This is a genomic window from Streptomyces sp. NPDC047072 (assembly GCF_040643855.1).
GTDB lineage: Bacteria > Actinomycetota > Actinomycetes > Streptomycetales > Streptomycetaceae > Streptomyces.
Genome location: NZ_JBEYVC010000090.1, coordinates 24,131 through 40,828 on the forward strand (window position 1 = coordinate 24,131; position 16,698 = coordinate 40,828).

Annotated in this window: 16 protein-coding genes; 6 read left to right on the top strand and 10 right to left on the bottom strand. The window is 71.9% G+C overall.

Going from position 1 to position 16,698, the window contains the following annotated elements:
- Window positions 1-304 precede the first annotated feature (304 nt).
- Complete coding sequence (locus ABZ896_RS31245) at window positions 305-1,054, top strand: SDR family oxidoreductase (protein WP_360936425.1); 750 nt, start codon at window positions 305-307, stop codon at window positions 1,052-1,054.
- Window positions 1,055-1,095: 41 nt separating this feature from the next.
- Here the strand turns inward: ABZ896_RS31245 and ABZ896_RS31250 are convergent, their stop codons facing one another.
- Window positions 1,096-2,289 (bottom strand): ROK family transcriptional regulator, encoded by a 1,194-nt coding sequence (locus tag ABZ896_RS31250; RefSeq protein ID WP_360936427.1) that lies wholly within the window; start codon window positions 2,287-2,289, stop codon window positions 1,096-1,098.
- Between the two features lie 114 nt (window positions 2,290-2,403).
- Between ABZ896_RS31250 and ABZ896_RS31255 the strand changes: the two genes are divergently transcribed.
- Window positions 2,404-3,615 (top strand): MFS transporter, encoded by a 1,212-nt coding sequence (locus ABZ896_RS31255; protein WP_360936429.1) that lies wholly within the window; start codon window positions 2,404-2,406, stop codon window positions 3,613-3,615.
- A 113-nt stretch (window positions 3,616-3,728) separates the two neighbouring features.
- Window positions 3,729-3,881, top strand: a complete 153-nt coding sequence (locus tag ABZ896_RS31260) for a hypothetical protein (protein ID WP_360936457.1) — start codon at window positions 3,729-3,731, stop codon at window positions 3,879-3,881.
- Here the strand turns inward: ABZ896_RS31260 and ABZ896_RS31265 are convergent.
- On the bottom strand, window positions 3,846-4,958 hold the full coding sequence (locus ABZ896_RS31265; protein ID WP_360936453.1) for a glycoside hydrolase family 6 protein: 1,113 nt from the start codon (window positions 4,956-4,958) through the stop codon (window positions 3,846-3,848). The genes ABZ896_RS31260 and ABZ896_RS31265 overlap by 36 nt on opposite strands.
- A 171-nt stretch (window positions 4,959-5,129) precedes the next feature.
- Between ABZ896_RS31265 and ABZ896_RS31270 the strand changes: the two genes are divergently transcribed.
- Both ABZ896_RS31270 and ABZ896_RS31275 read left to right on the top strand, forming a co-directional pair.
- Window positions 5,130-5,816: a DUF5995 family protein gene (locus ABZ896_RS31270; protein WP_360936431.1), complete on the top strand. Its 687-nt coding sequence runs from the start codon at window positions 5,130-5,132 to the stop codon at window positions 5,814-5,816.
- A 50-nt stretch (window positions 5,817-5,866) separates the two neighbouring features.
- Complete coding sequence (locus tag ABZ896_RS31275; protein WP_360936433.1) at window positions 5,867-6,310, top strand: hypothetical protein; 444 nt, start codon at window positions 5,867-5,869, stop codon at window positions 6,308-6,310.
- Here ABZ896_RS31275 and ABZ896_RS31280 read toward each other — a convergent pair.
- From ABZ896_RS31280 to ABZ896_RS31315, 8 genes are all read right to left on the bottom strand, one after another.
- Window positions 6,307-8,007, bottom strand: a complete 1,701-nt coding sequence (locus ABZ896_RS31280) for an NAD(P)/FAD-dependent oxidoreductase (RefSeq protein ID WP_360936435.1) — start codon at window positions 8,005-8,007, stop codon at window positions 6,307-6,309. The genes ABZ896_RS31275 and ABZ896_RS31280 overlap by 4 nt on opposite strands.
- Window positions 8,008-8,075: 68 nt before the next feature.
- Entirely contained in the window at window positions 8,076-8,864 is a 789-nt protein-coding gene (locus ABZ896_RS31285) for a carbon-nitrogen hydrolase family protein (RefSeq protein WP_360936437.1), read from the bottom strand.
- 172 nt (window positions 8,865-9,036) lie between these two features.
- The gene (locus tag ABZ896_RS31290; RefSeq protein ID WP_360936455.1) at window positions 9,037-10,182 is read right to left on the bottom strand and encodes an MFS transporter; all 1,146 of its coding nucleotides are present in this window, start codon (window positions 10,180-10,182) and stop codon (window positions 9,037-9,039) included.
- A gap of 52 nt (window positions 10,183-10,234) precedes the next feature.
- Window positions 10,235-11,659, bottom strand: coding sequence for an HAD-IA family hydrolase (locus ABZ896_RS31295; protein ID WP_360936439.1), 1,425 nt, complete (start codon window positions 11,657-11,659; stop codon window positions 10,235-10,237).
- Window positions 11,660-11,700: 41 nt separating this feature from the next.
- Window positions 11,701-12,813 (bottom strand): ABC transporter ATP-binding protein, encoded by a 1,113-nt coding sequence (locus ABZ896_RS31300; RefSeq protein WP_360936441.1) that lies wholly within the window; start codon window positions 12,811-12,813, stop codon window positions 11,701-11,703.
- Window positions 12,810-13,640, bottom strand: a complete 831-nt coding sequence (locus ABZ896_RS31305; RefSeq protein WP_360936443.1) for an ABC transporter permease subunit — start codon at window positions 13,638-13,640, stop codon at window positions 12,810-12,812. The genes ABZ896_RS31300 and ABZ896_RS31305 overlap by 4 nt, the downstream gene beginning before the upstream one ends.
- Window positions 13,628-14,524 (bottom strand): ABC transporter permease subunit, encoded by an 897-nt coding sequence (locus tag ABZ896_RS31310; RefSeq protein WP_360936445.1) that lies wholly within the window; start codon window positions 14,522-14,524, stop codon window positions 13,628-13,630. The genes ABZ896_RS31305 and ABZ896_RS31310 overlap by 13 nt, the downstream gene beginning before the upstream one ends.
- Window positions 14,521-15,666 carry an extracellular solute-binding protein gene (locus tag ABZ896_RS31315; RefSeq protein WP_360936447.1) on the bottom strand — a complete coding sequence of 382 codons (1,146 nt, stop codon included), beginning with the start codon at window positions 15,664-15,666 and terminating at the stop codon, window positions 14,521-14,523. Before ABZ896_RS31315 ends, ABZ896_RS31310 begins: the two co-directional genes overlap by 4 nt.
- 221 nt (window positions 15,667-15,887) lie before the next feature.
- On the opposite strand from ABZ896_RS31315, the gene ABZ896_RS31320 reads away from it, so the two are divergent.
- Complete coding sequence (locus ABZ896_RS31320) at window positions 15,888-16,628, top strand: GntR family transcriptional regulator (RefSeq protein ID WP_360936449.1); 741 nt, start codon at window positions 15,888-15,890, stop codon at window positions 16,626-16,628.
- Window positions 16,629-16,698: the final 70 nt, after the last annotated feature.

The window sequence follows — 16,698 nt, forward strand, 5'->3', positions numbered from 1 at the left end:
CCCGTCGTCCGGCCGGAGGGCGGGCCCGGTGGCTCGTGGGGCCCCGTTCGATCGCAGCCGAGTGCGGGGCGTGCTCTCGGTGTGCCGGGCGGAGACCTCGTACTAGTTGTACGTGGGGCTTCGCCCGGTGCGGCGAGAGGGCGGGCCCGGCGGCGCCGGGCTGGGGGCACCCCCTCGGGGGGGGAGGGATTTTGCGGACACGGCCAAGCCCCCCCCGCCTGTCACATTCGCGGAGGCCGCGCGGTCTCAGCTGCCGGAGGGCGCTCCGTCCGGGAGCGTCCGGTGTCCGAAGGGGCTGAACAGCATGACCACGATCCTGGTGACCGGCGGCACCGGCACGCTCGGCCGGCTCGTCACCGAGCGGCTGCGCGCGGACGGGCACGAGGTGCGGGTGCTCAGCCGGCACAGCGAGTCGTACGCCGTCGACCTGCGCGCGGGCGGTCCCGCGCTGGACCGGGCCGTGGCGGGCGTGGACACGATCGTCCACTGCGCGACCACGCAGACGGGCGGCGACCGCAAGGCGGCGACCCACCTGATCACCGCGGCCCGCCGAGCGGGCGTGTCCCACCTGGTCTACATCTCGATCGTCGGCGTGGACCGGATCCCGCTCGGCTACTACAAGTCCAAGCTCGCGGTGGAGCACCTGATCGAGGACTCGGGCATCCCATGGACGATCCTGCGCGCGACCCAGTTCCACGACCTACTGGTCCAACTCTTCGAGAAGCTGGCGAAGTTGCCGGTCCTCCTGGTCCCTTCAGGCGTACAGGACCAGCCGATCGAGGTCTCGGAAGTGGCGGACAGGATGGCGGAGTTGGCAACACGGGAACCGGCGGGCCGGGTGCAGGACATGGGCGGCCCGGAGACGCGGTCGTTCGAGGACTTCGCCCGCGAGTACGTACGGGCGACGGGCCGAAAGCGCCGTGTGATGGGCGTCCCCCTGTTCGGAGAAACGTACGGAGCCTTCCGCAAGGGCCACCACCTGACCCCCGAACACGCAGTGGGTAAAGGACCGTTCGGGGACTTCTTGAACAGCCGTTCCGACAAACGCCTCTAGGCGGAAGGGCGCGACCAGCCACATCGATGCCGCAACATCGCTCACCGGCCGAACAGTTCCTCCTCCGCGCGCTCCAGAGCCGTCAGCAACGCCCCCCTCAGAACGGCCCCACCCCCAAGCCCACTCGCCCGAACCTCCGTAGGCAACGGCGACATCCGCCGAACCCGCCGCTCCACCCGCGCGGCGAGTTCCACCCCACCGGCCCGCCCCACTTCCCCACCGAGCACCACACACCCGGGATCCAGCACGGCGACAACGGACGCCACCCCCACGGCAAGCCGATCGGCAAGCGCGTCGAGGAACCGGCCGGCGGCCACCTCCGCCTCAGGCCGGCCGGACGCGAGGACCGCATCCCGCACCACCCTCGCGGCGGCCGGCTCATGGCCGTCCCCGGAAACCACCACCCCGTACTCCCCCGCCAGCGACACGATCGCGGCCGACCCCGCCGACGAGTGGAAACCCCCCTCGCAGTCCGTGGCCGAAGGCAACGCCCTCGGCCCCGGCACCGGCAGGAACCCGATCTCCCCGGCTCCCCCAGAGGCCCCCCGCCGCAGCGCGCCGTCGAGCACCACCGCCGCCCCCGTCCCATGGCCGAGCCACAGCAGCACGAACGTGTCCCGGTCCCGCGCACACCCCTCCCGCTGCTCCGCCACCGCCGCGAGGTTCGTCTCGTTCTCCACGCTCACCCGCGCCTGCGGCAACCGCTCCTGCAACGCCGCCACCAGCCGCCGATGCCACTCCGGCAGCCCCGAGGAGTCGCGGAGTTCCCCGCTCACCGGGTCGATCAGCCCCGGCGCACCGATGCCGACGGTGTGCAGCCGGTCCGCCCCCGCCTCCTTCACCGCCCGTTCGACCAGCGTGACCGCCGCCTCCACGGCCGGCCCCGTCCCCGCGTCGTCGCCGATCGGCGCGGACGCCTCGGCCAGCACCCGCCCGAGCAGGTCGGAGACGACGACGGAGACCCCTTCGGTACGGACGTCGACCGCGGCGAGCTGGGCCCGGTCGGCGACGATGCCGTACAACTTCGCGTTCGGGCCACGGCGTTGCTCCCCCGACTCCCCGACGACCTCGATCAGTCCGGCCGCGGCGAGGCGCTCGACGAGGTCGGCGACGGTGGGCCGGGACAGGCCGGTGAGCTGCTTCAACTGCCCTGCCGTCAGCGGACCTTCGCGCTGGAGCAGACGCAGGGCGAGCCGGTCGTTGATGGCCCGGGCGGTGCTCGGGGATGCGGGCATGCCGGGAATCCTCTCAGATCCGCGGTACCGGATATGCGCTATCTATCAGGCAGGGTTCCTGATAGTTTACGGGACCGACGACGGGACGAAGAGGATCCGGGGAGGGACCCGAGGATGAGCGAAGTGGACCACGCGTCTACGGAGGTGCGGCGGGCCCGGTACGCGGTGGCCGCCGTGTTCGCCGTGCACGGCGCGGTGACCGGTTCGTTCGCCACCCGGGTGCCGTGGATCCAGGAGCACGCCTCCGTGAGCGCGGGGCAGTTGGGCCTCGCCCTCGCCTTCCCCGCCCTCGGCGCGTCCGTGGCCATGCCCCTGGCGGGCCGGATCAGCCACCGCTTCGGCGCCCGCAACGCGCTGCGCGGTCTGATCAGCCTGTGGACGATGTCGCTCGTCCTGCCGGCCCTCGCCCCGAACCTCCTGGCACTCTGTCTCGCCCTGTTCGTCTACGGCGCCTCGGCCGGTATGGCGGACGTGGGGATGAACGCGCTCGGGGTCGAGATCGAGAACCGCCTCGGCCGCTCGATCATGTCCGGCCTGCACGGCATGTGGAGCGCCGGTGCCCTGGTCGGCTCGGCGGCCGGCACGCTCGCCGCCCACCTGGGCTCGGACGCCCGGCTGCACCACGCGCTCGCGGCGGCCGCCCTGACCTTCCTCGGGCTGCTGTTCTGCCGGTGGGTGCTGGACCTGCAGCCCACCGAGGACGAGGAGCCGCCGCCCCGGTTCGCGCTGCCGCCGAGGTCCGCGCTGCTCATCGGTGCCGTCGGGTTCTGCGCGGTGTTCGCGGAGGGGGCGAGCCTGGACTGGTCGGCGGTGTATCTGCGCGAGCAGCTGGAGACCTCGGCGGGGCTCGCGGCCGCGTGCACGACGGGCTTCACGCTCACGATGGCCGTGGCGCGGATCGCCGGCGACCGGATCGTGGACCGTTTCGGCTCGGTGTGCACGGTCCGGGTGAGCGGGCTGTTCGCCGTGCTCGGCGGACTGCTCGTGGTGGTCGCCGGGCACCCGGCCGTGGCGATGGCGGGGTTCGCCCTGATGGGGCTCGGCATCGCGGTGGTCGTCCCGCTGTGCTTCGCGGCCGCGGGCCGCAGCGGGTCCAATCCCAGCCTGGCGATCGCCGGGGTCGCGACGATCACGTACACCTCGGGTCTGGTCGCACCGAGCGCGATCGGCACGCTGGCCCAGGCCACCAGCCTGATGGTGTCGTTCGTCCTGGTGACCGTGCTGGCCGGCGGCCTGATCGCCTTCGCGGGCGTCCTGCGCGCCGGCGACCGCGACCGCCCGAAGCTCACCCCCACGCCCACACCACTCACCGAACGACACCCCTGAACCCACCGGCACCTGAACCTCTCCGGCGCCGGCAAGGCCGACTGGATCGGTCCTGCGGTCGTGGCCGAGATCCCGGCGGGGTCCTCGGCGGGATCGCGGTCATCCTCTACGGCATGACCGGCCTGCTCGGCGCGCTGATCTGGACCGACGCCCGGGTGGACCCGCCCCATCCGCTGAACCTGGTCCCGGCGGCCGCGGACATCACCACCGGCTGCCACGCGCTGCGGGAGCTACGACGACGCCAACTCGTAGGCGTACGACGGTGAGAACGTGCCCGGTGTGCCCTTGCAGCCGTCCGACTCCCCCGGGAGCTTCACCCACAGGTAGCCGTCGATGCGGGCCTCGCCGGTGTTCAGCGTCGGCGCCCGCCCGATCGCCCGGCCGTCGGGGTCGCACCACTCGCCGTCGGCCGGGGCGCCGTTGCCGTTGCGGCTGGTGTCGATGACGGCGCCGAGGCTCGCCGGGCCGCCGAGGGCGTCGAGGACCTGACGGTCGTAGGCGACCTCGTTCGCGGTGGTGTGGAAGTTGGAGACGTTGCTGAAGACGCCGTCGGAGGAGGCGGGCGAGGCGGCACCGGCCTGCTTGAGCAGGTCCGCCTGTTTCGCGGCCGGGTTCCAGCCGGAGTGGCCGGCGTCGAAGTAGACCCGCGCGTCGGGGTTGGCGTCCTTCATGACCCGTCCCGCACGGGCCAGCGCGGCGAAGCGGTCGGCCCGCGCGCCCTCGGAGAGGCAGTCGGCCTGGGCGATCGAGTCCGGCTCCAGGATGACGACGACCTCGCCGGAGCCGAGCCCGGCGGCGAACCTGTCGATCCAGTCGTCGTACGCGGCGATGTCGGGCGCCCCGCCCTCGGAGGCGCCGCCGCAGTCGCGCTCGGGGATCGCATAGGCCACGACCACCGGCACCCGGCCCTGGCCGGAGCCCCCGGAGGTGACCGCGCGGACCCGGGACGTGATGGTCGAGGGGCTGAAGTCGGCGAACCACACCGCGGCCGGCTGGTCGGCGATGCGGGACGCTATGACGTCCGTGCGCCAGTCCCCCGGGTTGTCCCGTACCCAGTCCTCCACCTGGGACTCGGGGTGGTGGTAGAGCCGGGCGGAGACCGCGGCGGTGCGCCTCGGCTCGGTCCTGGTGGGGGTGGGGCTCGCCTTCTTCCTCGTCGGGGACGGCGAGGCACTGGCTTCCGTGGAGACCGAGGGGGACGGCGACGGCACGACGGGCAGCGGATCCAGGACGGGTGAGCCGCTCGGCGCGGGCCGGGCCTCGTCGGAGCCGTCGTCGGCGAGCGCGGACAGCATCCCGGTCGCGGTGCCGACGGCGACCACGACGGAGGCCGCCGCGACCATCACCGACCGGCCGGCGGTACGCCTGCGTGCGGCGCGGTGCGCGGCCGCCCGCTGGGCACGTAAGCCTGACACGCTGTGCTCCCCCCTCGCGCGGCGGGTGCGTTCCCCCGTTCTGGGGAAGCGCCGGGCCCGCCGGTACCCCGGCCAGCCTAGGACTGGGACCCTGCACGCATGGCGCAATTGGAACAGTTCACCACTCCCGTCGACGCGGTCGTCTCCCGTATGCGCGCCCTGGAGGAGGACCTGCCCGAGCGGGACGGCGTCGCGGTCTTCAACCGCGTCTACCTCGCCGTCACCGAGGCGGTCGACCGGTGCGTGGAGGCGGGGCGGTTCGGCGACGCGCGGACCGCGGTCACGCTGGACGTGCGGTTCGCGGAGCGCTATCTGGCGGCGGTGGACGCGGCGCACCGCGAGCGCCGTCCGCCCGCGTGCTGGCGCCCGCTGTTCCAGTTCCGCCGCCATCCCGGCGTACGTCCGCTGCAGTTCGCCCTTGCGGGCATCAACGCGCACATCGGGCACGACCTTGCGCTGGCCGTGGTGGACACCTGCCGTACGCTCGACTGCGAACCCGCCGAGGTGGAAGGGGAGTTCGACCGCGTGGGTGACCTCCTCGTCTCGCTGGAGGAGCGCATCCGCGAAGATCTGATGCCGGGCCCCGACCTCCTCCAGATCGCCGACCCGCTCACCCATCTCCTCGGCTCCTGGAGCCTGGACCGCGCCCGCGACGCGACCTGGACCGCGGCCCGCGCGCTGTGGGCCCTGCGCGGACTCCCGGACGTGGCCGAGGAGTTCACCGAACGCCTGGACACGGCGGTGGGCTTCGCGGGCCGCATACTGCTGACTCCCCTCCCGGACTGACCCCTCACCGGCGGGGAACCGGTCGTCCCCCGGGGGCCGTCCGGACAGGAGTGGCCGCTTTCCTCGTCATCATCCTCGTGTTCGCCCCGCTCCTGGCCCCGTGCGTGGTCGCGGCCACCGCCCTGGCGCTCGTGCTGCGGTCCCGCCCGCGCGCCGGGGGCTCCTGGTGGCCGTTGGACACCGGGTCGTACGTGCTGGTGACGGTCATGTCCGGCGCCGCCGCGCTCGGCGCGTACGCCTACGGCGTGATGTCCGGCTTCTACATCCTGGACCCGGACCAGATGTGCGCGGCCGTCGGCACCCGCGGCGACCACGTGGTGACCCGCATGACACTGCCGGTCAGCGCGCAGTGCGTCACCTCGGGAGGCGTGGGGACCGAACTGGTACCGGGCTGGGTGAACCCGGTGGTGTACGCAAGCCTGGTCCTCACCGCGCTGGCCCTCGGGGCGGCGATCGGCACGGGCGTCCGCCGACGCACCGCCAACAGGAGCTAGTCCTCCGGGAGTTCGACGGGGGCGATCTCGTCGTACACGTCCCCGGGCCCAGGATTGGTCGCGTCCGTCGTGCCGCCGAAGTGGTGCATGACGCCCCAGACCGCGTTCAGGGCGGTCTGGACCGCGCCCTCGGCCCAGCCGGCCGTCCAGGAGATGTCGTCGCCGGCGAGGAACACGCCACGCTTGTCCGCGGGGAGCCGGTCCTGCATGAAGTGGGTGAACAGGCGGCGCTGGTAGCGGTAGTGGCCGGGGAGGTTGGCCTTGAACGCGCCCATGAAGTAGGGCTCGTTCTCCCAGGAGACCGTCACCGGGTTGCCGATGACGTGCTTCCTGATGTCGACCTTCGGATAGATCTCCGACAGCGACTTCAGCATGACCTCCATCCGCTCGTTCGCGGACAGCGGCAGCCACTTCAGGCTGTCGTCGCACCAGGTGTAGGAAAGGCAGATCACGGCGGGCTTGTCGGGACCGTCGTCCAGCAGGTAAGTCCCCCGTGTCATACGGTCGGTGAGGGTCATCGACATGACGTCCCGGCCCGTCTCCTCGTCCTTGTCCAGCCAGAACGGCCGGTCGACCGGGACGAAGAGCTTGGAGCTCTCCATGTAGTGCGTCCGCTCGATCGCCGTCCAGTGGTCGATCGGGAAGAGCGAGTCGTCGCAGTCGATCTTCGACAGGAGCATCCAGGACTGCGCGGTGAAGACCGCCGTCTTGTACGTACGGATGTCGCCGCCCGCGTCCGTCACGGTGATCCGGTTACCGGCCGTGCGGTGCAGCCGGGTCACGGCCGGGCGGGGCTCTCCGTCGGTGTGCAGCTTCGCGAGGGACATGCCGTACCCCCAGTGCACGATCTTCTCCGGCTCCCGCTCCCACAGCCTGAGCGGCAACTGCTGGGACCCGCCCACGATCCCGCGGTGGTGGTCGTCGGCCTCGGTGTAGACGACCCGCAGGATCTCCAGGATGGAGTTGGGGAAGTCGGTGTCCCAGCCGCCGGTGCCGAAGCCGACCTGGCCGAAGATCTCGCGGTGCCGGAAGGACCTGAAGGCTTCCGAGTCGCAGAGGAAGCCGTAGAAGGTCTGGTTGTCGAGCTTCTCGACGAGCCGCGCCCAGATCTCCCGGATGCGCGGCACATCCCGCTCCCGCATCGCCCGGTTCATGTCGGAGAAGTCGGCACCCTCTTCGAGGCACGTGTTCCAGGCGGCGGCCACATCGCGGTAGACCTGCGGAAGGTCCTCGACCGTCTCGGCGTAGTGGGACTCGCCCTTGAGGTCGACGACGGTCGAAGGGGTCGTCTCCGCAAGGGGGTTGGGGAACGGGCGGGTCTCCAGACCGACGAGGTCGATGTAGTGCTGGAGGGCCGTCGAGGAGGGCGGGAAGCGCATCGCGCCCATCTCGGCGGTGAGCCCCTCGGCACCGGCGCCCTCGAAGCCGACGGTCCGCAGCCGGCCGCCGATCCGGTCGGCCTCGTACACGACCGGCTTGAGCCCCATCTTCATCAGCTCGTACGCGGCTACGATCCCCGACAACCCGCCGCCGATCACCGCGACTTCGGTGCCGTGCTCGGTCGCCGGGATCTGGCCGAGCCCGGCCGGGTGGGCGAGGAAGTCGTCGTAGGCGTACGGGAAGTCCGGCCCGAACATGGTGATCGGCGGCTGCTGCGCGTCGGCGTGCTCGACGGCGTTGGGCACGGTGGACGTCATGGGGGTGCGAACTCCTTGAAGCAATGGGGTGGTTCAGAATGCAGACTTCAGAACTCAGAACTCAGAACTCAGACGAGGGACCCGTAGAGACCGGGGCGGCGGTCCGTCAGATACGGGTTCGCCTCGCGGGAGGCCGCGAGGAACTCGGCGTCGACGTCGGCGAGGAGCAGCTCCGCACCGCGCCCGGCCCGCACCCGCGCCACCCCGTCGGGGCCGGCCAGCGTGGAGAGCCCGACGAAGTCGAACTCCCCTTCCTGGCCGACCCTGTTGACGTAGGCGACGTACATCTGGTTCTCCCAGGCCCGCACCGGCACGAGGGACTCGGCGACGAACCGGAACGGGTGCATCTGGGCCGTCGGCACGAGCAGGAGGTCCGTGCCCGCGAGGGCGTGGGCGCGGACGTTCTCCGGGAACTCGACGTCGTAGCAGATCATGAGGCCGACGGTCAGCCCGCCCAACTCCGCCTGCACGACCGGCTGTTCGCCCGGTGTGAAGTGGTCGCGCTCGAAGCAGCCGAAGAGGTGGGTCTTGCGGTAGTTCGCGAGTCGGGTGCCGACGGCGGCGATCAGCTGAACGGAGTTGAACACCGTCTCCCCGGACCGCTCGGGATAGCCGTACGCGATCGCGACCCCGTGCCGCTCCGCGATCTCCGCGACCGCGTCCGCGCTGTCCCCGTCGGCGGGCTCGGCGAGGCGCCCGATGTCGTCGCCGATCGCGTACCCCGTGAGGAACATCTCCGGCGCGGCCAGCAGCCCGGCACCGGCCTCGGCGGCCCGACCCGCGGCCTCGTCGAGGACCTTGAGGTTCGCGGCGACGGAGCCGGGGCGGCCGGAGCTCTGGAGCAGGGCGGTGCGCATGCGTGATCCTCACCGGACGGAAGGTGGTTGTGGGGGCCACCTAGACGGTACGGGCGGCTGACCTGGGCGGACAAGGAGCAGCCGTTGCGCGTGCGTAAGCGGTTTGTTGCGTGTGCCGACGGCTCGGCGGCGATTCGTTGCGTACGCCGGTGGAGTGGCCCCTACCCAGCTGTCAGGACCGCCCCCGCACCCCCAGCACCACCGCCGTCACCAGATACGGCACCGACAGGATCACGAACACCGTGCTGTGCGCCATCGAGGCCCCGAGCAGGGCGTACCCGCCGAACACCGCGACCGTCACCAGCTCTGTGCCGAGGCTCGCCACCGAGGTCAGCGTGGCCCGGCGGGCGTCGTCGATGCGGTGCTGGAGGCGGACGTCGGCGAGCACCTCGGCCAGCTGGAACCCGGCGAAGGCGAGGCCCACGAGGGCGATACCGGCCGGGGTGCGCAGCCCCGCGCCCACGGCGAGGGCGAGCCCGGCACCGCCGATCAGCACGGCGAGCCCCCGGGTGCCGAGGCGTTCGGCGACCCCGGCGAAGAGGCTGCCGACGGTGACGAACGCCCAGACCAGCAGCACCAGATAGGGCACGGTCGCCTCGGCCACCCCGAGGTCGCGGATCAGCAGCGGAACGTACTCGTCGAGCGAGCCCCACACCGCGGCCACCGCCGGAACGAGCAGCAGAGCGCCTTGGACGGCCCGGTCCCCGCGCGCCTCAGCGAGTCCGGCCCGCAGGGTCGCCCACCAGCCCCCGCCCGCCCCCTCCTGCTCGCCCGGAACCCGGTGTTCCGGCAGCCGGGTCGCCGCCACCGCGGCCACCAGACAGGCAAGCACGCTCGCCGCGCCGACGGCCGGATAGCCACCGAGCGCGAGGACCGGCCCGGCGAGCCCCATCGAGGCGACCGTGCCGAGCAGCCGTGCCGCCCGGGTCCGGCCCATGACCTGGGGGTACAGCGAGGCGGCGCCGACCCGCTCCATCTCGTCGTAGACCAGGGCCTCCAGCGAGCCGGAGCAGAGCGCGCCGCCGACGCCCCAGAGCACGAAACCGAGCGCGAAGGCGCCGTACGAGGGGACGGTCACCCACAGGGTGAAGCCGACCGCGTTGAAGAGCGGGCCGATCCACAGCAGCAGCCGTCGCGAGACGGCGTCGGCGAGCGCCCCGGAGGGCACCTCCAGGACGACGGCCGTGACCGACCACAGGGCGAACAGCGAGGAGATCTGCCACAGGGACATCCCGGTGTCGGCGAAGAGCAGCGCGTACACCGGGTAGAGCAGGACGAGGTCGTCGAGGAACGCGTACGCGTACAGCGTCCGGGTCAGTCGACGGACGTCGGGGCGGGTGGATCAATGTCGTCGGGTCATGCCCCCGATGCTAGACAGTCCCGCGCCCGCTGCCCAGCGAAAATGTGGTGATCACGGCCGCGTGGTCGGACGGCCAGTCGTTGTCCTCGACGTCCGGCCAGGTCCGGGGGGTGCCGCGGACGTAGGTGCGGGAGTCGAGGACCCTGAGCCCCCGGTGCAGGACGAAGTCGATCCGGTCCTGCGGCTCGGGCTCGGCGTGGACCGGGGACCAGGTGTACCCGGGGTCCCGTACGGCATCGGGCCGCGCCTCCCGGAAGGAGTCCCGGAACCCCGCCTCCTCGGCCGCCTTCGTCACCGGCCACTCCACGTCCGGCCAGTCCAGGTGGGAGGGGCAGTTGAAGTCCCCGACCAGGACGACGGGCGCCGCGTCCCCGATCCGGCGCAGGGTGTCCCGCATCTGGGCCAGCCGCACGCCTTCATGAACCGAGGTGCCGTCGTACGGCCCGTACGCCTCGTAGTCCAGATGGACCGTCCACACCTCGACCTCCCGCTCTCCTACGGCGATCCGCGCGCCGGCCGCTCCGTAGAACCCGACGTCCGGGTCGCCGAGGACGGCGGTGATCGGGTACCGGCTGACGATCCCGAGGTTGGTCCCGGCCCGGTGGTGGAACCAGCCGAGCGCCTCGGCGAGGTCCTCGGCGGCGCCGTCGTACGTCTCCTGCAGCCCGACCACGTCCGCGTCGGTCTCGGCGATGACCTTGAGCTGCTTGGCCCGGTGATCGCGGACCTTGGTGCCGCCGTACCAGAGGTTCCAGCTCATCACGCGGAGCCGGTACGGCAGCAGGGCGCGCAGGGTCGAGGGCGTGACGCCCTCCAGGCTGGCCTCGACGGTCCGGCCGGGCGCCGCCTCGATGGGGGCGAGGGAGGGCACCGCGAGCACCGTGCAACCCGCCGCCTCGGCGGAGGCGACGCCGGTCTCGGTGTCCTCGACGGCCACGCAGTCCGCCGGGTCGACGCCGAGGGCGCGGCAGGCGGCGAGGTAGGGGTCGGGGGCGGGTTTGGTGCGGTCGGTGTCGTCGGCGGTGACGGAGACGGCGAAGCGGTGTGCGCCCAGGACATCTAGCACGGTGTCGGCCACGGACCGGGGGGAAGCGGTCACGAGGGCGGTCGGGACGTCCTCGCGGGCCAGCGCGTCGAGCAGTTCCAGCGCGCCGGGGCGGGGCACTACACCGGTGCGGACACGGTCCGCGAACTCGCGGTGGAGCGTGTCGGCGAGGTCCTCGGCGGAGGCGCCCGTGGCCGCGCCCAGCCAGGCGGCGGTGTGCTCGACCGGCCTGCCGAGCACGTCCGCCCGGTCCGCCTCGGTCAGCGTGCGCCCCGCGACCTCTTCCACCGCCTCCCACCACAGTCGTTCGGTGTCGACGAGCGTGCCGTCCATGTCGAACAGGACGGCGGCCAGCGAGGCGTCGGGGACGCGACGCGCGGGGCTTTCCACGGAGACCCTTTCCTTCTTCTGACGGTCCTTCTGACGGCCGGTCACTGGGCGGCGCGCCCCACCACCAGGACCTCCTGGTCCGGCAGGCCGACGGCCACCGGGGTACCGACGGGGAGTTCGCCCGCGCGCCGGGTGGGCACGTCGGCCTTGATCTCCACGCCGTCCGCCAGCCGTACCGTGACGCGGGTGGTGGCGCCCAGGAAGGCGGTGGCGACCACCCGTGCCCCGGCGGCCGGATCGGGCGCGACCTCCACGCCTTCCGGCCGCAGCACCACGTCGACGTCCGCGCCGGCGGCGACGCCCTCGCCGCTCGCGGGGAGCCTGCGCCCCAGCACCTCGACGGTGTCCGGCGCGCTCATGACCCCGGGGATCCGGCTGCTCGTCCCGACGAACTCGGCGACGAAGGCGGTGGCCGGGCGGGAGTACAGCTCGGTGGGCGTGGAGCACTGTTCGACCCGCCCGGCCCGCATCACGGCGACCCGGTCGGCCGTCGAGAGGGCCTCCTCCTGGTCGTGGGTGATGAACAGGGTGGTGATGCCGAGTTCCTGCTGGAGGCGTCGGATCTCCTCGCGGAGCGTGGTGCGGACCTTGGCGTCCAGCGCCGACAGCGGCTCGTCGAGGAGCAGCACCCGCGGGCGCAGGGCGAGCGCCCGGGCGAGCGCGACGCGCTGCTGCTGACCGCCGGAGAGCTGGTGCGGGAACTGCGCGCCCCTGTCCCCGAGTCCGACCAGATCCAGCAACTCGCCTGCCCGCGACCGCCGTTCGGCCGTGCCCACCTTCCGCATCCGCAGCCCGAAGGCCACGTTGTCGAGCGCGTTGAGATGCGGGAAGAGGCTGTACGACTGGAAGACCATCCCGGCGTCGCGCCGGTGCGCCGGGACCCCGGTGACGTCCTCCCCGTCGACCAGCACCGCGCCGGAGTCGGGCGTCTCGAACCCGGCGAGCATGCGCAGCGCGGTGGTCTTGCCGCAGCCGGACGGGCCGAGCAGGGCGAGGAGTTCGCCGGGCCGGACGGTCAGGTCGAGGCCGTCGAGCGCGACCGTCGCCCCGAACCTGCGGTGCAGGCCCCGGAATTCGACGGTGGCGGCACCGTCCCGGACGGTCCGGTCGTTCTCGGGGACTTCTGGGACGTTCTCGGGGACTGTGAGCGTCATGGCGTTGTCTTCCCTCGGGAGACGGTACGGGAGGAGGAGCGCCGGCCGCCGAGCGCGGCGAGGACCAGCAGCAGCACCCAGGTGACGAGCAGGCTGAGCACGGAGACGGCGACGGACATCTGGGCCTGCGAGCCGGAGATGTCGACGATCCACACCGCGAACGGCTGGAAGCCCAGCAGGTGGGCGACCGTGTACTCGCCGAGCACCAGGGCGAGGGTGAGGAAGGAGGCGTTGAGCAGCGCACCGCGCAGATTCGGCAGTACGGCCTTCAGCAGCGCCTGTGTCTGGTTGGCGCCGCAGCTGCGGGCGGCCTCGACGAGGGTGGGCACGTCGATCGCGCGGAGCCCGGCGTCCAGGGCGCGGTAGACGAAGGGCAGCGCCATCACGACGTACGCCAGGACGAGGACGAAGGGGAAGTCCGGGTTCTGGATGGCCACGAACGTCTCGAAGAACGGGGTGCGCGAGAAATGGTCGGGGCCCCACTTCAGGACCGTGACGATCCCGGCGACGAACGCGATGGGCGGCACGACCAGCGGCAGCGAGCAGACCACCTCGACGACCGGCCGCAGCCGGGGCGCGCCGAGCCTGAGGGCGACCATCGCGGGCACCATGAGGAGCAGCACCAACGCGATGGTGGCGGCGGCCAGTTCGAGGGCGAGCAGCAGGCTGGAGACGAAGCCGGTGGTGCCGACGATCTGGCTGTAGGCGTCGAAGGTGATCCGGTCGTTGACGTCGACCGAGAAGATCACGGACGCGCCCAGCGGGACGAGGAAGTACAGCGCGGCGAGGCCGAACACGGCCCACCGCCACAGGTTCAGGCGAGCCATCGCGCGCTCCGTCGTTGCAGGGGCAGGTAGACCGCCATCACCAGGCCCGCGACCAGCACCATGTCGAGGCTGAGGGCGAGCGCCACGTTCTCCTGTCCGACCAGGACGTTGCCGGAGATGGCGTCGGCGATCTGGAGGGTGACCAGCGGGACGGAGCTGCCGACCATGGCGGCGGCGGTCGCGTAGGCGGCGAAGGCGCTGCCGAAGAGCAGCACGAAACCGCCGAGCAACGACGGGGTGAGCACCGGCAGGGCCACGTGCCGCCAGTACTGGGCGCCGGTGGCGCCGTTGTTCTGGGCGGCCTCGCGCCACTGGACGCGCAGCCCCTCCAGGGCCGGGGTGATGGTGAGCACCATCAGTGGGATGAGGAAGTACAGGTAGACCAGGGTCAGGCCCCAGAAGCTGTACAGGTCCCAGCCCGCGTCCTTGAGGCCGAGGTGCTGGGTGAGGACGCCGGAGTTGCCGAGGGTGGCGACGAAGGCGAACGCGAGCGGTACGCCACCGAAGTTGGCCAGCACACCGGAGGCGGTCAGCACGGCCTCGCGCAGCGCCCGGAACCGCGAGGTCACCACGGCCTGCGCCAGGAACAGGCCGAGCACGGTCGCGAGGGCGGCGGAGAGGGCGGACAGCTTCACACTGCCGAGCAGGGCCGTCAGATAGGCGCCCTGCAGGGAGTCGGTCAGGTTGGCCACGGTGTACGAAGTGGTGCCCGTGGCCTGGTCCTTGGCCGTGAACGCGCCGTTCAGCATGGCCAGCGCGGGGACGCCGAAGGCGAGCGCGGTGAAGAGCAGCAGCGGGACGACGGCGAGCCAGCCCGGCGCACGGCGCCGCCGCCGCGAGGCAGCGACGGTCGCCGTGTCGACCCTCGGGAGGGTGGAGGTCATCCGGAGATCGCCTTCGCCCAGCCCTCGGCGATGACCGTCTTGGCCTTGTCCTGCTGGGCCTCGGTCGGGAACTTGGGCGTCCCGGAGACCTCGGGCAGCTTGGCCGCGGCCGCCTTGTCGAGGGTGCCGGCCTTCTCCATGGCGGTCATCAGGGCCGGGCGGGCGTACCCCTTGAGCCACAGGTTCTGGCCCTCGGTGCTGTACAGGTACTCCTGCCACAGACGAGCGGCCGCCGGGTGCGGGGCGTCCTTGTTGACGGCCTGGGAGTAGTACTGCGAGAACTGGCCGTCGCTCGGCACCGACACCTTCCAGTCGACGCCCTTGGACTTGAACTCGTCGGCGTACCCGGCGTTCAGGTAGTCCCAGTCGATGCTGATCGGCGTCTCGCCCTTCTCGACGGTCGCCGGGGTCGACTCGACGGGCGTGTAATTGCCGTTGGCCTTCAGCTTCTTGAAGAAGTCGAGGCCGGGCTGGATGTCGTCGAAGGAGCCGCCGCTCGCCAGCGCGGCCGCGTAGACACCGCCGAAGGCCGAACCGGACTTGGTGGGGTTGCCGTTGAGGGCGACCTGACCCTTGTACTGCGGCTTGAGCAGGTCGGCGAAGGTGGTGGGGCAGGTCTTGACCCGCTTCGCGTCGCAGCCGATGGAGATGTAGCCGCCGTAGTCGTTGTACCAGCGGGCCTGCGCGTCCTTCTGGCCCTCGGGGATGTCGGCGTACGACTGGACCTTGTACGGCGCGAGCAGCCCCTGCTGGGCGGCGCTCAGCGCGAACGAGCTGCCGAGGTCGAGGACGTCGGGGGCACGGTCCTGGCCCTTGCGCGAGGTCACGGCGTTGATCTCGTCCTGGCTGGAGCCGTCGGGGTTCTCGACGGAGATCTTGATGCCGTACTTCTTCTGGAAACCGTCGATCAGGGCGCCGTAGTTGGCCCAGTCGCGGGGCAGCGCGATGGCGTTGAGCTTGCCCTCCTTCTTGGCCGCCTTCACCAGGGCGTCCAGGCCGCCGAAGTCGGCGGCGGAGGTGGCGGTGGCGGCGCTCTTGCCGTCCGCGGTGGTCGAGGAGGACTCGGGGGCGGCGCCACAGGCGCTCAGGGCGAGGGTGGCGAGGACACCGAGGGCGGCGGTTCTCGGCAGGGACACGGTCACGGCTTCTCCAGGGGACGCGCGAGGGTGCAGGAGAGGGGGGTGCTTGTCTGAAAACTTGTCTGAACAAGTTGGCCTCAGTAATGCTGCCGCTGGTGTCGTGTTCGTAAACTCTGGCGAAACACCGGCCCCGAATTCCCGCACAATCCGGGACTCCTCGGAACCCCGCCAGATGTCGACTACCCTGGTCACGCTGTGCACTGCTGTCGACTCAGAGGGGAAGCATGCCGGCGCGACACGAGGAGATCGCCGACGAGCTGCGCCGGGCGATCGACCGCGAGGAGTACACCGTGGGCAGTCTGCTGCCCGCCGAGACGGAGCTCGCGGCGCACTACGGCGTCTCCCGCGGCACGGTCCGCCAGGCGGTCGCCGCGCTGACCGCCGAGGGCCTGATCGGCTCCCGCCAGGGCGCCCGCCGCGTGGTCCTCGCGAGCCGCCGCAGCCAGAGCTTCGCCGAACTGCGGAGCTTCGCGCAGTGGGCGCGGGCGATGGGGCGGGTGGCGACGGGGCGGGTGGTCTCGCAGGAGTACCGGGTGGCGACGAAGGAGGATGCGGTACGGCTCCAACTGGCGGCCGGTACGCGGGTGTTGCACGTCCTGCGGGTACGCGGCCTCGACGGCGAACCGGTGTTGCTGGAGCGCACGGTGTACGCGGACTGGATCTCCCCCACGGTCTCGGCGATCGAACCGGACTGCCCCTCGGTCACCCAACGCCTCTACGACGACACGGGGTTGGTCTTCGCCTACGGCGAGCACGTCATCGACGCGGTGGCGGCGAGCGCGCGCGACGCGGACCTGCTGTCCGTGCGCCGGACGAGTCCGCTGTTGCGGGTCCGCCGCGTGACCACGACCCGCGAGGGCCGCCCGGTGGAGTGGTCCGACGACCGCTACCGCTCGGACGCGGTGAGCTTCAGCGTCCACAACTCGATAGACAACAACGCGCTGGCGAGGAAGACGGCGGAGTAGAGGGCTGGGAGTCCGAGGAGGACGTGTACTGGGGTCCCGAGAAGGTGTGGCTGGACGACCAGCGCTACAC

Coding starts and splice junctions, on each gene's coding strand:
- ABZ896_RS31245 (WP_360936425.1), top strand. CDS start 305: ATGACCACGATCCTGGTGACCGGCGGCACCGGCACGCTCGGCCGGCTC.
- ABZ896_RS31250 (WP_360936427.1), bottom strand. CDS start 2,289: ATGCCCGCATCCCCGAGCACCGCCCGGGCCATCAACGACCGGCTCGCC.
- ABZ896_RS31255 (WP_360936429.1), top strand. CDS start 2,404: ATGAGCGAAGTGGACCACGCGTCTACGGAGGTGCGGCGGGCCCGGTAC.
- ABZ896_RS31260 (WP_360936457.1), top strand. CDS start 3,729: ATGACCGGCCTGCTCGGCGCGCTGATCTGGACCGACGCCCGGGTGGAC.
- ABZ896_RS31265 (WP_360936453.1), bottom strand. CDS start 4,958: ATGGTCGCGGCGGCCTCCGTCGTGGTCGCCGTCGGCACCGCGACCGGG.
- ABZ896_RS31270 (WP_360936431.1), top strand. CDS start 5,130: ATGGCGCAATTGGAACAGTTCACCACTCCCGTCGACGCGGTCGTCTCC.
- ABZ896_RS31280 (WP_360936435.1), bottom strand. CDS start 8,007: ATGACGTCCACCGTGCCCAACGCCGTCGAGCACGCCGACGCGCAGCAG.
- ABZ896_RS31285 (WP_360936437.1), bottom strand. CDS start 8,864: ATGCGCACCGCCCTGCTCCAGAGCTCCGGCCGCCCCGGCTCCGTCGCC.
- ABZ896_RS31300 (WP_360936441.1), bottom strand. CDS start 12,813: ATGACGCTCACAGTCCCCGAGAACGTCCCAGAAGTCCCCGAGAACGAC.
- ABZ896_RS31305 (WP_360936443.1), bottom strand. CDS start 13,640: ATGGCTCGCCTGAACCTGTGGCGGTGGGCCGTGTTCGGCCTCGCCGCG.
- ABZ896_RS31310 (WP_360936445.1), bottom strand. CDS start 14,524: ATGACCTCCACCCTCCCGAGGGTCGACACGGCGACCGTCGCTGCCTCG.
- ABZ896_RS31320 (WP_360936449.1), top strand. CDS start 15,888: ATGCCGGCGCGACACGAGGAGATCGCCGACGAGCTGCGCCGGGCGATC.